Below are 14,903 nucleotides of genomic sequence, written 5' to 3' on the forward strand. Positions count from 1 at the left end.
ATTTTAACCTTCTGTTGAGATGAGCACTATTCACAGATAACTGTTCAGTACCTTCACAGTTATGTGGACAGCAGGCTGCCAAATAGTTACCATTCATACTTTATTTATCATCCAGTTTCAATACACTCATAAATGCTTTCTGCGGAATCTCCACATTGCCTACCTGACGCATACGTTTCTTACCTTCCTTCTGTTTCTCCAGAAGTTTCTTCTTACGGGAAATATCACCGCCGTAACATTTGGCAAGTACATCCTTACGCATGGCTCTGACTGTCTCTCTGGCAATAATCTTGCTTCCGACAGCTGCCTGGATCGGAATCTCAAAAAGCTGGCGGGGAATCTCGTCTTTTAATTTCTCGCACATCTTACGGCCTCTCTCATATGCTGTATCTGCATGTACGATAAAGGAAAGAGCATCCACTTCTTCTTTGTTTACCAGAATATCCAGTTTCACAAGCTCGCTGCGCTCATATCCGCAGAGTTCGTAATCCAGAGAAGCATAGCCTCTGGAGCGGGATTTGAGGGCATCAAAGAAATCATAGATAATCTCATTTAACGGCAGCTTATATTTCAGAAGCGCACGTGTTTCTTCCATATAATCCATTCCCAGATACTGCCCTCTTCGTTCCTGGCAAAGATCCATAATGGCGCCGATAAATTCAGTTGTTACCATGATCTCGGCATTTACCATTGGTTCTTCCATGTATTCAATCTCTGATGGATCCGGCAGATTGCTTGGGTTTGTCAGATTGATAACTTCGCCGTTAGTTTTGTATACTTTATAAATAACACCGGGAGCTGTGGTCACAAGATCAAGGTTGTATTCTCTTTCCAGACGCTCCTGAATAATCTCAAGATGGAGCAATCCCAGAAAACCACATCGGAAACCAAAGCCAAGGGCTACAGATGTCTCCGGTTCATAGAACAGAGAGGCGTCATTGAGCTGAAGCTTCTCAAGAGCATCTCTCAGATCACCGTATTTGGCACCATCTGCCGGGTATAATCCGCAGTATACCATAGGATTTACTTTCTTATAGCCCGGAAGTGCTTCTGCACATGGTCTTTCCTTATCTGTAACTGTATCACCTACACGAGTGTCACCAAGGTTTTTAATACTCGCAGTGATGTATCCTACCATGCCTGCTGTCAGTTCCTCGCATGGAATGAACTGTCCTGCACCAAAGTATCCGACTTCCACAACTTCTGTGGTGAAGCCTGTTGCCATCATATGAATCTGGGTGCCTCTTTTCACACGGCCATCCATGACACGGCAGAATACGATAACGCCTTTGTATGCATCATAAATTGAGTCAAAGATCAGGGCTTTTAATGGTGCATCTACATCGCCATGAGGTGCCGGGATCTTTGTTACGATCTGTTCCAGGACTTCTTCTACATTAAGTCCTGTTTTGGCAGAAATCCTTGGTGCGTCATGGGCTTCAAGGCCGATGACATCTTCGATTTCATTTACCACACGATCCGGTTCTGCACTTGGCAGATCGATTTTGTTGATGACCGGAAGGACATCCAGGTCATGGTCAAGGGCAAGATATACATTTGCCAGTGTCTGGGCTTCGATTCCCTGAGCTGCATCTACTACCAGGATTGCACCGTCGCAGGCTGCAAGGCTTCGGGATACTTCGTAATTGAAGTCTACATGGCCGGGGGTGTCGATCAGGTTGAAGATGTATTCTTCGCCGTCTTTGGCTTTGTATACGATTCGTACTGCCTGAGATTTAATGGTGATTCCACGTTCTCTTTCAAGTTCCATGTTATCCAGTACCTGTGACTGCATTTCACGTTCTGTCAGAGTGCCGGTCATTTCGATGATTCGGTCGGCAAGAGTGGATTTGCCGTGGTCTATGTGTGCAATAATACAGAAATTTCTGATTTTGCTCTGGTCTATCATTAAGGAATTCCCTCCTGAGTTCTTTCTTATATACTATAATTGATGGGTTTGCTAATTTTGTATTATAACATATGGGGGAAGGGTTTGTCATCTATTTATCTACATGGACGCACAGAAACATCCTGGTAATTATTATCTTTGCCGTGCGTCGGCACGCCTGCAGGTATCTTCCTTGTCCTTCGCACTCTGCTGAACTGTCTTGATTGCATTATTTTATGGAATTGCTATAGAATTTATCCTTGCAGTACCTTGTCTAAGATGTCGGCAAATGGTTCCATGGCATTTTTTACTTCCTGGACTGTGTTTGTCTGGGCTCCGGCTTCCAGGAGAAGGGAGCGTGGACGGAGATGGAGATTGTAGCGGTAACCTGCAAGGTAAATTCCCCGGTAAAATTGAGGATAGTATTGGGCTGCCTGGTATTCCAGCTGAAAGGAGAATGCCAGATTTTGCTGTATGTATGGATTTGGCAGATAGTCCAGGGAACCTTTGGATGTCGTATAACTCAGTCCATTGTAAAAAAGGATCTGAGCTGTGGGTTTTCCATTGATCTCTGTTACAAGATGCCGGTCTTCAGGGACGCCGTCCCGGTGCAGGTCTATGATCACCTGGATATCCGGGTTTTCCTGAAGATAAGGTTCCAGATAATCGCGGGCATAATCATAAGCAGCGCTGCGGTCCAGTTCACCGCCTGCCATGTCAAACTGCTCTTTGAGATGGACTACCTGATAACCGTAGTTTTCTGTGAGAAGCTGTGTCAGATAATCTCCTACTCCTACAATCGTGTCGGATTCTTCCCCTTCTCTGGAATCTGCGAAGGTTTCCTGCGAATGGCTGTGATAGATCAGAATCTGAGGGGTATCGGTTTCTTTGGTAATTTTTAAGTCCTGTTTCAGAAAATCCCCGGCATTGATCTGTACGGCATCTGCTTCTGTGTTGGAATCTACGATATAGAATTGTCCCAGAAGATAATTATAATCTGCCAGTTTTTCGGGGGACAGGTCGATTATTGGATGAGGAACTGCAGCAGCAATGGTTTCTGTGCTGTTCTGAATATTTTGGTCATTCTGCGCTGCTGACTCTTGCGGCTTCTGTGATTTGTCCGTTTCATGATTTTCCGGTGACGCAGTTATCTTTTTCGGTTTAGGTGTCTTGTCTGATTTTTTTGAAGTTTGTTCTGATTCTGATATTTTCGCTGACTCTGATATTTTCGCTGATTTTACTGTTTTCGAAGGAATTGCTGTTTCTTTCGGTACCGGTGTAGATTCTGGTATCTGTAATTCTTCAGATTCACCTTTTTCTGCCAGCAATTGTTCGGACTGTGCACGCTCTCCCAGATATTTTCCGTTTTCTCCTGCTATTTTTTTATAAGTTTCAATATCTTCATAGGAACTCATATGAGCTCTTTTTTCCAGAAAGCGGTACAGGGGCAGATGCCTGTACACATTTTCTCCTGTAAAAAATGTCCCTGGCAATACTGCCAGAGTGGCAAAAAAGCACATGCTAAGCAGAATGCAGAACGCTTTCTGAACGTTTGTCACATGGATCACCTCTTGACTTATCCTATGTCCATGTTTTCCCATTTATACCCTGTTCACACTGACGGAACAATTTTCCGGTCAGCCGCCTATTTCCTCAAACGCCATGTTCAGTCCTTCTGAGATTGTGAAACTCAGGTATTTTACTGTCTCATCCACATCTTTGGGAGTTACAAACATGGTGTGAAGATGGGGCGATATCATTTCTTCCAAAAATTCTTTCTGTTCTGCCTCTTCCAGCGCTTCCAGAAGGTGTGCCATGGAATCATGGACGATAGTTGCCGCATCTACTACGGTGGGTACTCCGATCCCGATCACTTTTACCTGCAGATTTTCTTCTGTAAGCCCCACTCTGTGATTGCCTACACCGGAACCCGGGTTGATTCCTGTGTCTGTGATCTGGATCGTACGGTTCAGGCGTCTGGTGCTTCTTGCTGCCAGCGCATCAATGGCAATCACTATGTCCGGCTTTGTCTCTGCCACGATTCCCTGTATGATCTCAGACGTCTCCATGCCTGTCTGTGCCATTACTCCCGGGATAATTCCACTGATACGGTGCATTTTTTCTTTTCCAAGGCTCTGCAGGCCATACTCTCTTATCATATGTCTCGTTATATGAAGATTTTCTACCACATGAGGCCCCAGGGAATCGGCTGTGATCGCTGAATTTCCCAGACCTACTACCAGAATGGACAGCTCACGTTCCAGATTGATCACATTCTGTAAATGACGGGCGATTTCCAGGGAAATTTCTCTGTGATAATCCTCATCATGTACAGAAAGCCCCGGAGCTTCTATCGTAATATAGCTTCCCTGGGGTCGTCCCATTGTCCGGGCACCGTTTTCTGTGGTGATTTTTACCACAGTGGTACGGATATCTTTCTCTTCATTATAATCTTCGTGGATCTCCACTCCCCGGACTTCTACGTTTTCCTCTGTAAACCGTTCGGTTGCCTCCAGCGCCAGGTCTGTTCTTATTCCGTAATTATCCAGCATCTCTTTTCCCTCCGTACTTCATTCAATATTTGTTACTGTTTACTCCGTTCTTATAACAACTTTTTATATCTATTTTTAGCTTTTTTTATGGAAATATGTATTGACAAGGAAGATTATTTGAGATAATATATATAAGCATGTTCATAGGAGCGCCCGTGTCTGTTTCTATGACAGGAGTATAATAATATTTTATCGAATTAAATTGGAGGTGTACGAATTGGCTAACATTAAATCTGCTAAGAAAAGAATTTTAGTAAACAGAACTAAAGCAGCAAGAAACAAAGCAATCAAATCTGCAGTTAAAACTTCTATGAAGAAAGTTGAAGCAGCAGTAGCAAATAAAGATAAGGCAGCTGCAGAAGTAGCATTAAAGGATGCTGTTTCCACAATCAGCAAAGCTACATCCAAAGGTGTTTATCATAAAAACAACTGTGCAAGAAAAGTTGCCCGTTTAGCTAAAGCTGTTAACAGCATTGACTAATTATAGATTGAATTTTTAATTATAAGCTTATGATTAAAAAGGACAGCCATCACCGTCATGTGGCTGTCTTTTTTGTTATTATCTTTTGTAACTGCCAGAATATCCGGCAGTTACCGTTTTTCCTATTTTACTTTACTGCTGTACTTAATGATCAGTAATTCTACGCTCAGCTTATCTTCCAGTCGTCCTGTTTTTACTGATTCTTCCGCATCCACAAAATCTTTTACTGCCTGTTCCAGTTCAGATATGGCGTAAGCTCTGGCACATGTTGTAATGTTTCTCACAACAAATCCGGGAACTCCCAGTTTCGAAGCTATTTCTGTCTGCGCAAGTCCTGCTGCCGCAAACTGTTTTGCCAACAGTAGCTGGCGATACTGCTTCGCAAGAAGAAACAGGATCCTCATCGGCGGTTCTTTCAATGTCAGCAGATCATAATAAAGTTCCAGTGCACGCTTCTGATTTTTCTCTGTTACTGCACGCACCATATCAAAAATTCTGTTGGTTGTCTGGGTGGTGCAGATTTCTTCAATATCCTCTGCAGTCACCACATCCCTGCCTTCTGTATAACTGATAAGCTTCTCCATCTCCATCCTGAGATTCCCCATATCAGTTCCTGTTTTGGTCAGCAGAAGTTCCATGTCTCTCTGGGTGATCTTTTTTCCGGCTTTCCCCAGGATCCCTGCTGCCCAGCGCATCAGAGTTTTTTCATCCTGTCTGATAAATTCCGCAATACTTCCGCAGGCTTTTACTGCTTTGTACATGCGGTTTCTCTTGTCTACTTCCGTTTCTGCAAAAACCAGATACAGATAGTCCGGCAGCTCTTTCATATAATCTGCCAGTTCCTCACACTTATTTTTGAAAAAACCTGTATCTTCCAGCAAAACAACTCTGCGCTCTGCAAAAAATGGCATGGTTTCACAGAGGTCGATCAACTGTTTTACATCAATCCCCTTGCCTTCATAGTGATTGAAGTTCATAGTATCCCCATCCGGATTCAGTGCCTTTACCAGATTCTGTTTATACTGTTGTTTCAGATATGCTTCCTCTCCATAGAGAAGATACACCTGTTTAAAATTTCCTGATTTAATGTCTGCCTGTATGTTTTTCAATTTTCTACTCCTGAGGCTGTTTTGTCTGTAACTGTTCAGCAATCTGTTGTTCTATTCACAGATACCAAGATATCAGACTGCAGAGCAGTTACTTTGTTACTGTTCTCAGTAACGTTACTTTTATTGTATCAATTCCATGACATAATAGCCAGCAGAAAATTTCAGATTATTATTCAGCCGCCCAGCTCCACCATTCTGTGAATGCATCTTCCGGCGCCTTCCATGATATTTTCCGGAAGGAGGATTTCTTCCCCGCCCTGTCCTTTCAGGCAGTTGTAGATGTCCATTAAGGTGGTAACCTTCATATTCATGCATGTAAGCTGTACTGCAACCGGGTAAAATTTCTTATCAGGACATTCAAACTGAAGATGCTCTACAATGCTGTTTTCTGTTCCGATGATAAATTCTTTATGTTCAGATTTCTTTGCAAATTTCATGATTCCTGTGGTGGAGCCTACATAATCAGCCTGCTCTACTACTTCCTGACGGCATTCCGGGTGTACCAGGAAAAGTGCATCCGGATGCGCTGCGCGGGCTTTTTCTACATCTTTTGCACTGACCACGATATGTCTCGGACATCCGCCTTTATAAAATGCAAAAGTTTTCTCCGGAAGCTTTTCCGCCACATAATGTCCCAGGTTCGGATCCGGAATAAATAAAATCTTATCCTGCTCCAGCTTTTTGCAGATTTCAACTGCTGATGAGGACGTAACGCATACGTCACATTCTGTTTTCAGTTCTGAAGTTGTATTAATATAGGCGACAACTGCATAATCCGGATACTGTGCTTTTAATTCACGCAGACCTTCCAGATCCAACTGCTCTGCCATAGGACATCCGGCTACAGGATTAGCCAGCCAGACTTTTTTCTTCGGGCTTAAAATCTTGCAGGTTTCTGCCATAAAACGAACGCCGCACATGATCACACCGCTGCAGTCTCTTTTGGATGCCTGTACACTCAGGCCATAGGAATCTCCTGTATAGTCCGCCACTTCCAGAATCTCCTGACCCTGATATGCGTGTGCAAGAATACAGATATCCTGTTCTTTTTTCATTCGCAGGATTTCCTGCTGAATTTCTGCTATTGTCATCTTCTGAATCCCTTCTTACTTATATATTATGATGTTTTTCCTTTTCCCATGGCTGAAGTGGTGCAAGGAAACCTGCTTTCTTTAACTGTTCTCCGATCAGATCCAGCCTTTCCTGGCTGGATGCTTCTATCAAATGATAGTGATACCCGGAAGTAGCACTGCTTAATACGCTGGAATGGCTGCTGTTGATTGCCTGGACAAATTCATTCACATCCTGTCTGGAACGAATATCCATTTCTGCAGTGACACGGCCATAAACCCTGTGGCTGATGCTGATATTTTTCACTCGCCCGCCACAGTCCACGATCAGATTCAGTTCCTCCGCTGCCTGCTCCTGCCCATGGCGTACTTTAAATTCTCTGGTGCATGCAATATCTTTATCCTGCTGCAACACATATCCTCTGGTCGTTGACAGGATTCCCGGTGTAGATGCACGTATCACAGCCATATCCTGCACGATCACCTGTCTGCTTACTCCGAACTGTGATGCCATCGCCCTGGCAGCCACAGGTTTTTCTTCCTGCTGAAGGAGCTTTAAAATTTCAGTTCTTCTCTGAGCAGTATTCATACTTTCCCATCCTTTCTCCACGATATAATCCTATAGCAAATTATCCGCTGCAAAACAGCTTCGCTGCCATGTTATTATATTGCATGAAGATTCTTCATGGAAATGTCAAGGATTGGAGCAGAATGTGTCAGTGCACCGCTGGAAACAAAATCCACACCTGTTTCCAGGATTTTGGCGATATTTTCCTTTGTGATATTTCCGGAGCATTCTGTCTGTGCCCGGCCTGCGATAAGCTCTACTGCTTCTTTCATCATTTCCGGTGTCATATTGTCAAGCATAATGATATCTGCTCCTGCTTCTACTGCTTCTTTTACCTGTTCCATAGTCTCTACTTCAATCTCGATCTTACGGACAAATGGTGCATATTCTTTTGCCATGGCCACTGCTTTCGCTACGCTTCCGGCTGCTCCGATATGATTATCCTTAAGCAGTACTCCGTCAGAAAGATTATATCTGTGGTTGCATCCGCCGCCTATACGTACAGCATATTTTTCAAAAACACGACAGTTCGGAGTTGTCTTTCTGGTGTCCAGAAGTGTTACCTTACTTCCTTCCAGAAGCTTTGAAACCTGTTTTGTATAAGTAGCGATACCACTCATTCTCTGGAGATAATTCAGGGCAACTCTCTCTCCGGAAAGAAGCACCCGGATATCTCCTGTTACTGTTCCAAGAAGATCGCCCTTCTTTACTGCCTCACCGTCTTTAAAGTTGAAACTGATCTCTGTTTTCTCATCCAGAATCTGGAATACTCTCGCATATACATCCAGTCCGGCAATGATTCCGTCTTCCTTTGCGATCAGATCTACGGTTCCTTTTACTGCGCTTCGCATCACTGCATTCGTGGAAACATCCTCACTGGTAATGTCCTCCTGAAGCGCCATACGGATCAGCTTGTCTGCCTGCATTTTCATTGTAATACTATTCATGACTTTTTTTCATCCTTTCAATCTCTTTTAATACGGTTTCGTGGCAGGCATTAAGCAGTTCTTCTCTGCTTTCATACATATTCATATCAATTGCATCTGCCCGCACATATTCCGGTGTCTGTCCAAATATCATATCATCTGCAGCCTTTCTTGCAAAGACCAGAGATTCCAAAAGAGAATTACTTGCCAGACGGTTTCTTCCATGAACACCATTACAACTTGTCTCTCCACACGCATAAAGTCCCTTCATGGAAGTTTTGCTTCCCAGATTTACCTTGATCCCACCCATAAAATAATGCTGTGCCGGAACAACCGGGATTGGCTCTTTTCTCGGATCAAAGCCTTCTTCCACGCACTGTTCATAAATATGAGGAAAATGTTCCAGAATTGTTTTCTCTCCCAGAGGGCGCATATCTTCCCATACAAACTCTGTTCCATCCTTTTCCATCTGGGCAAAAATCTTCTGGCTCAGCAGATCTCTCGGCTGTAATTCGTTTGTAAAACGCTGTCCGTTCTTATCATACAGAAGAGCACCTTCTCCTCTGACTGATTCTGAAACCAGGAAACGCCGTCCGGGTTTCTTTGAATAGAGAGTTGTCGGATGAATCTGGATATAGTCCAGATTTTCCATTTCCACATGGTGCTTCATTGCAATTCCCACACCATCTCCCGCAATATGCGAAAAGTTGGTAGAGTTTTTAAAAAGCCCGCCGATTCCGCCGCAGGCAAGAACCACATACTGAGAATAAACAGGAAATGCCTGATCATTCCGGTCCATTGCAATGATTCCGCAGACTGTATTATCTTTGGAGATCAGGTCTACCATAGTCATATATTCACAGATTTCAATATTTTCTTTTATTTTTGCAGCAGTTAAGAGAGTCTGTGTGATTTCTTTTCCTGTAATATCCTCATGAAAAAGAATTCTTGGCTGGGAATGTGCTCCCTCTCTGGTAAATGCCAGATTTCCCAGACCATCCCTTGCAAAATCCACATGATAACGCAGAAGATCTCTGATAATATCATTGGAGCTGCGGATCATCAGATCTACTGCCCGTTTATTATTCTCATAATGTCCTGCCCGCATGGTATCTTCAAAATAATTTTCATAGTCATCTTCGCCGCGCAGCATACAGATTCCGCCCTGTGCCAGGAATGAATCTGACCGGTCTGCCTCCTGCTTGGTGATAAGCAGGATTTTCATTTTCTCCGGAAGGTTCAGTGCACAGTACAGTCCGGCTGCCCCTGTTCCCACAATAATGACATCATAATGTTCTTTCATCTTTCTTTCCTCACATCATGCCTGATTTTCGTTTGTCTGTGCAATTATACTCCCCGGATATATAGGTGTCAAGACACCTGTATATAATTATGACAACATTGTTTGCTTTGAGTTACTGTGAACGTAACCACTTTGAAAATCCTACTGCTTATTGCTTTTCACATCTCCACAGGGGGCTTACTTGATTCGGTTAAAGGCAGAAACAGATTTTCCATTGACTATTGTAACCGCCCCACAGTCTCTGGTGATCAGCACTCTGCTTCCACTCTTCTTCAGCCGTTCCAGCGTATCCGGCGACGGATGCCCGTATGTGTTTGTTGCAGAACAGGAAACAACAGCCAGTTCCGGTCTGACGATTTCCAGAAACTCTGCTCCTGTAGAATATCTGGAACCGTGATGAGCAGTTTTCAGGAAGTCCACATCTTCAAGACACCCATTCTGTATCAGTTTTTCTTCTGTCACCATCCCGATATCTCCGGTAAAAAGCCCTTTGAAATCTTTGCTTATCATTTCCAGAACCATCGCATCTTCATTTACTTCCTTCCCTGATGCTGTGGACTCCGGCCACAGAACCTTCAGTCTGACAGTTCCATATCTGATCTCATCTCCTGCTTTCATAGTAAGCACCCGGACTCCCGCTGACTCTGCCAGCTCTGTCAGCTCCCGATAATTTTTATTCTCCTGAATATCGCTCCATTTGGGCAGGATCAGATTCTCTATGCGCAGAGAAGTCAGATCTTTCTCAACAAATTCCAGAAGTTCCCGCACCCCGCTGATATGATCTTCATCTGTGTGAGAAACATAAATTCCGTCCAGTCTGGAAATCCCTCTGCTCTTCAAGTATGGGAGCAGCTGATATTTTCCCAGTTCATTCTTATTCGTACTGCCCCCGTCGATCAGGATATTCCATCTGTTTTCTATTTCCACCACAATTCCGTCTCCCTGTCCCACATCCAGACAGGCGATACGGAAATCTTCATACGGTCTGTAACTGATCAGCAGAATTGCAAAGCATACCATACCTGCATATACAGCCCGGATTTTCCACGCAAAGATCTTACCATTTTCACTTTTCTTCACACCCGCTCTGTACATCCACACCGCTGTTGCCAGAACCAGATAATATCCAACGATCTGCCACACTTCCGGCTTTCCGCCGATCCATGTACAAAACGAAAGTCGCCCCAACAGCACTGTCAGGAACTCATATCCTCTCAGAATAATCCTGCCCGGAACAACAGCCAGAAACGCTCCTCTGACAGTGACTAATCCAAGTAATGCACCGGCAGTTCCGCTTCCCAGTACAATCCCCACAGTAGGAAGCACCAGCAGATTCAGAAAAATCCCCATCACCGACACTTCTCCGTAAAACCACAGCACTATGGGAAGTGTGGTAAGCTGCACAACTCCGGATGCCAGAAATGACATCAGAAGTTTATTTCTGATTTTTCCCTTCTCATTAACCTTACTTCGTTTTTTCCGGTTTAATACATCCATCCCCTCCTGCACCATTGGCCAGACACAGCCAATCCCAATCACCGATCCAAAAGACAGCAGAAAACCTCCATCAAGCAGATACGCCGGATTTTCCATAAGGATCAGGATCGCCGCAGCCGCCATTCCTGTAGGCATATCATAAATCCGTCCTGCAATCTTTGCACCTACAGAAAGTAAAAACATACATACTGCCCGCATAGTTGAAACAGTCCCTCCGGTCATCATCCCATACTGAAGCATGATCACCAGCGCCAGCAGGCCTGCCGGCCAGATACCCAGACCGATTTTTTTCAGCAGATTATACAGTCCCATTCCAAGAAGACTGATATGGAGCCCCGAAATCGCCAGAATATGTATAATTCCTGCCATCTGATAACGCATTTTCAACTCCGGATCCAGATTTGTTTTATCTCCCAGCACGATTGCTTCAAACGCTCCAGCTTCCATTCCACAGGTCTTCTCCAGAATACCTGCAAATTTCTGCTGCATATCGATCAGGAACTGCCCATATACAGAATGACTCTGCGACTGCTTCTTTATCTTTCCTTTCTTCATCACATAATAGATCCTCTGGCAGCCATAGTATGCTTTACTGTCAAACTCTCCCGGATTCGTGGGGCTTTGCACCTCTTCCAGTTTTCCGGACACCAGAACAAGACTTCCTGCCAGAAGTTTATCAACATCACTGTTACCGCTATGATTCTTTTTTTGTTTTAAATAAACCTTTATATTATCAATGGAAACTTTTTCAGAATTGTAAATAAGATAAGTATTTCTAAGATATACAGATTGAAAATCTTCATTCTCCCGGCACCTGACCACCTCCCCGCAGATGGTGGATTCCGGATGCTTTCTGATCCATGTCTGCACAGACTGTGGCAGTGGATTCCCCCTTATCAGGGAAAATCCCAGCCAGTCTGTCACACACAGAAAAACAACCAGAAGCATGCACAGGATACACACAGGGCGTCTCCTCACTTTTGTGCCTCCTCTTCGTTTATGAATATCACTCTTTTTCCTTGACTACCAGCTTATCATTTCTTTCATAAAAATGATACAGCTCCATCTTCTTACCAAAGGTATCCAGCCTGTCCTTCCCGCCGACCGTAATCTGCACTTTGTCTGCATCCAGCGCATCCAGCAGCGAATTTACCACAGAATATACCGGTATTTTCTCCGATACATCCAGCGCATAGGAAGAAAATACTCCGTCAAATGCCACATAGCAGATTCTGTCTGCTATGGTCACATTCAGAACCTCCGTATTCTCCGGAATTGTGGGGTAATGCCCTTTTTCCAGCGGTCCCTTCATTAACTGTTCCAGAACGATCCTCTCTTTGGGGATACTGCGTTTATACCGCACAGTACGCTGTTCTTTTACCAGCTTCTGACCACTCTTATCAGTAAAATAAAGCGTAAAGGTATTGCTGCAATAGGCATCCGGTTCAGTTCCTGTGAACTCGGCAAAGGTATCTGCAGTCATATTTCCCACAGCCTGTCCCCTGGAATCTGTCAGATCTTCATTTTCTATTGTAAAACGCACAGAATTAATCCCCGGAACCTGAAGGAAAGTCTTCACAACACCTGCCCGCACAAGTAATTCCCTGGCGCGGCTCATGCTGCTGTACTGACTGTTAAAGTTGACCACCAGCACGTCCTCTTCTACACTGTAATTCATCTGTACTCCTTCAGGAAGCAGACTGACCCGGTTCTGCGAATCTGTCTGCTGGCTGTTCATCCGCTGCATCATATCCTTAAGCATATAGTCTGCAGTTGTCTCCTCCGGAGAGTAGCTTTCCTTCTGAAGCTGAGTTTCATCAGAGCTGATATCGTACAGATAATATTTGGCATCCTGTTTACCCGAATCTTCATGTATCTCCACAGAACACCCGGCCGCAAGGATGCTTAGTATTAACGCTGTTATAATGATTGAAAGTTTCTTTTTCACAATGGCACCTCCTATGACGGTATATAAGACAGAGGAATACGCACAGAGAATGTAGTTCCCTCTCCTTCTTTACTGAATACTTTGATCGTTCCATGGTGCATTGCAATAGAACTCTTGGTGATCGCCAGTCCCAGACCGGTTCCCCCGATTTCCTTGGAATGGGACTTGTCCACACGATAGAAACGCTCAAAGATTCTCTCTATACTGTCCTCAGGGATTCCCATACCGGAATCCGCCACTGTTATATAGAAATATTTATGGTCTGCATCCAGAGACACACGCACCCATCCATCATCCACATTATATTTAATTCCATTCTCCACCAGATTGCTGACAGCAAGAGTAAACTTCACCTCATCCACATCTGCATCCACAGGTCGGAAGCAATCCAGGATCAAATCGATATTGCGCCTGTCTGCAATGGGACGCAAGCGCTTGAGGATATCCTCCAGAAGCTGATTGATATCCATATGGGTGATGTTTACATCTGCTGCTTTCTTATCCATCTTTACCAGCGAGAGCAGATCTGTAATGATCTTATTCTCTCTGTCGATTTCAGCAGTAATATCACTCATAAACTCCTGATACAGTTCCTCCGGGACTCCCTGCTGTCCAACCAGAGAATCTGCCAGAACCTTCATGGAAGTCAGGGGTGTCTTCAGTTCATGGGACACATTGGATACAAACTCCTGCCTGGATTCATCAAGAATTTTCATGCGGTTGACCATCTTGTTGAATGCATCTGTGATCAGCTCTGTCTCCGTATAGTCAGGAACACTGATCTCTTCATCCAGCATGCCATCTGTCAGATCTTCAATGGCCTTCGTCACTCTTGCAAGTGGTTTTACAAGTATTGTAGAGAGCAGCCATGCCAGAAATACCGAAAGAACAACAATACTTCCGATCAGCATCACGCCTCTCTGTTCCATCTCTGCCAGTGTTTCCGCAATATCAACAGCCGAAACGCTTACCAGCATCACGCCTTGAAGCTGCTGCACATCCGGACTCTGTACAGGAACCGCAAGCTCCAGTACTTTACTTCTGGCGTCATAATTGCTTGTCTCTTCTCCTTTCAGACAGGCTACAGCCAGTGAACTGAGAAGCGTCTTTCCCTCCTCTGTGTGGAAGGTATCACTTACTATCTTAAAATCTCTGTCAGCCAGCAGAATGCGTCCGTTATACACATTGGAAAACAGTTCCAGCTTGCTGTTTACAACCTCTGAATCTGTATCATTGAGATAATTCTCCCTGATGATCAGATTACATAAAATATCGCACTGATCACCCACTGTCTCTGTAAGCATTGCAACCGCCCGGTTCTGATAGTTATGAAGCATCGTATATGTTACAATAACCCCCGGCACGATTCCCAGAATGATCAGGATGACCAGAATACGAAAACGCAGACTTCTGAAAAAATTTTTTCTTTTTTTCACCTTTTCAACTCCGTTCTCTTCTGTCATGCAGTTTGATGCATGCTTTCTGTCTGTTCGTAAAACAGTCATTGTTTATCGAATCCTTATCATCTTATCACAGAAAAATGGGCTTTTCTACATCTTAG

At 44.1% G+C, this 14,903-nt stretch carries 12 protein-coding genes; 1 reads left to right on the forward strand and 11 read right to left on the reverse strand.

Going from position 1 to position 14,903, the window contains the following annotated elements; genetic code table 11:
- Positions 1 to 100: 100 nt before the first annotated feature.
- The 3 genes from lepA to gpr form a co-directional block, all read right to left on the reverse strand.
- On the reverse strand, positions 101 to 1,909 hold the full coding sequence (gene lepA, locus LJE12_RS06160) for a translation elongation factor 4 (protein ID WP_022380111.1): 1,809 nt from the start codon (positions 1,907 to 1,909) through the stop codon (positions 101 to 103).
- 233 nt (positions 1,910 to 2,142) lie between these two features.
- A complete protein-coding gene (locus LJE12_RS06165) occupies positions 2,143 to 3,447 on the reverse strand; it encodes a stage II sporulation protein P (RefSeq protein WP_022380110.1) in 1,305 nt (434 codons plus the stop codon).
- Between the two features lie 78 nt (positions 3,448 to 3,525).
- Complete coding sequence (gene gpr / locus LJE12_RS06170) at positions 3,526 to 4,440, reverse strand: GPR endopeptidase (RefSeq protein ID WP_022380109.1); 915 nt, start codon at positions 4,438 to 4,440, stop codon at positions 3,526 to 3,528.
- A gap of 217 nt (positions 4,441 to 4,657) precedes the next feature.
- Between gpr and rpsT the strand changes: the two genes are divergently transcribed.
- The gene (gene rpsT / locus LJE12_RS06175; RefSeq protein ID WP_020993497.1) at positions 4,658 to 4,921 is read left to right on the forward strand and encodes a 30S ribosomal protein S20; all 264 of its coding nucleotides are present in this window, start codon (positions 4,658 to 4,660) and stop codon (positions 4,919 to 4,921) included.
- 122 nt (positions 4,922 to 5,043) lie between these two features.
- Here rpsT and holA read toward each other — a convergent pair whose 3' ends face one another.
- From holA to LJE12_RS06215, 8 genes are all read right to left on the reverse strand, one after another.
- Positions 5,044 to 6,030, reverse strand: a complete 987-nt coding sequence (gene holA, locus LJE12_RS06180) for a DNA polymerase III subunit delta (RefSeq protein ID WP_227226647.1) — start codon at positions 6,028 to 6,030, stop codon at positions 5,044 to 5,046.
- A gap of 173 nt (positions 6,031 to 6,203) precedes the next feature.
- Positions 6,204 to 7,121, reverse strand: a complete 918-nt coding sequence (nadA, locus tag LJE12_RS06185; protein WP_227226646.1) for a quinolinate synthase NadA — start codon at positions 7,119 to 7,121, stop codon at positions 6,204 to 6,206.
- Positions 7,122 to 7,140: 19 nt separating this feature from the next.
- The gene (locus tag LJE12_RS06190) at positions 7,141 to 7,689 is read right to left on the reverse strand and encodes a transcription repressor NadR (RefSeq protein WP_022380106.1); all 549 of its coding nucleotides are present in this window, start codon (positions 7,687 to 7,689) and stop codon (positions 7,141 to 7,143) included.
- 74 nt (positions 7,690 to 7,763) lie between these two features.
- A complete protein-coding gene (gene nadC / locus LJE12_RS06195) occupies positions 7,764 to 8,615 on the reverse strand; it encodes a carboxylating nicotinate-nucleotide diphosphorylase (RefSeq protein ID WP_022380105.1) in 852 nt (283 codons plus the stop codon).
- Positions 8,608 to 9,897 carry an L-aspartate oxidase gene (locus LJE12_RS06200; RefSeq protein WP_227226645.1) on the reverse strand — a complete coding sequence of 430 codons (1,290 nt, stop codon included), beginning with the start codon at positions 9,895 to 9,897 and terminating at the stop codon, positions 8,608 to 8,610. Before LJE12_RS06200 ends, nadC begins: the two co-directional genes overlap by 8 nt.
- A gap of 177 nt (positions 9,898 to 10,074) precedes the next feature.
- Positions 10,075 to 12,372: a DNA internalization-related competence protein ComEC/Rec2 gene (locus tag LJE12_RS06205; RefSeq protein ID WP_227226644.1), complete on the reverse strand. Its 2,298-nt coding sequence runs from the start codon at positions 12,370 to 12,372 to the stop codon at positions 10,075 to 10,077.
- Positions 12,373 to 12,400: 28 nt separating this feature from the next.
- Complete coding sequence (locus LJE12_RS06210) at positions 12,401 to 13,342, reverse strand: GerMN domain-containing protein (RefSeq protein WP_008706166.1); 942 nt, start codon at positions 13,340 to 13,342, stop codon at positions 12,401 to 12,403.
- A gap of 11 nt (positions 13,343 to 13,353) precedes the next feature.
- Positions 13,354 to 14,805, reverse strand: a complete 1,452-nt coding sequence (locus LJE12_RS06215) for a sensor histidine kinase (protein ID WP_227226663.1) — start codon at positions 14,803 to 14,805, stop codon at positions 13,354 to 13,356.
- Between the last annotated feature and the right edge of the window lie 98 nt (positions 14,806 to 14,903).

Source organism: Blautia sp. DFI.6.71 (assembly GCF_020593585.1).
Lineage (GTDB): Bacteria > Bacillota > Clostridia > Lachnospirales > Lachnospiraceae > Blautia_A > Blautia_A wexlerae.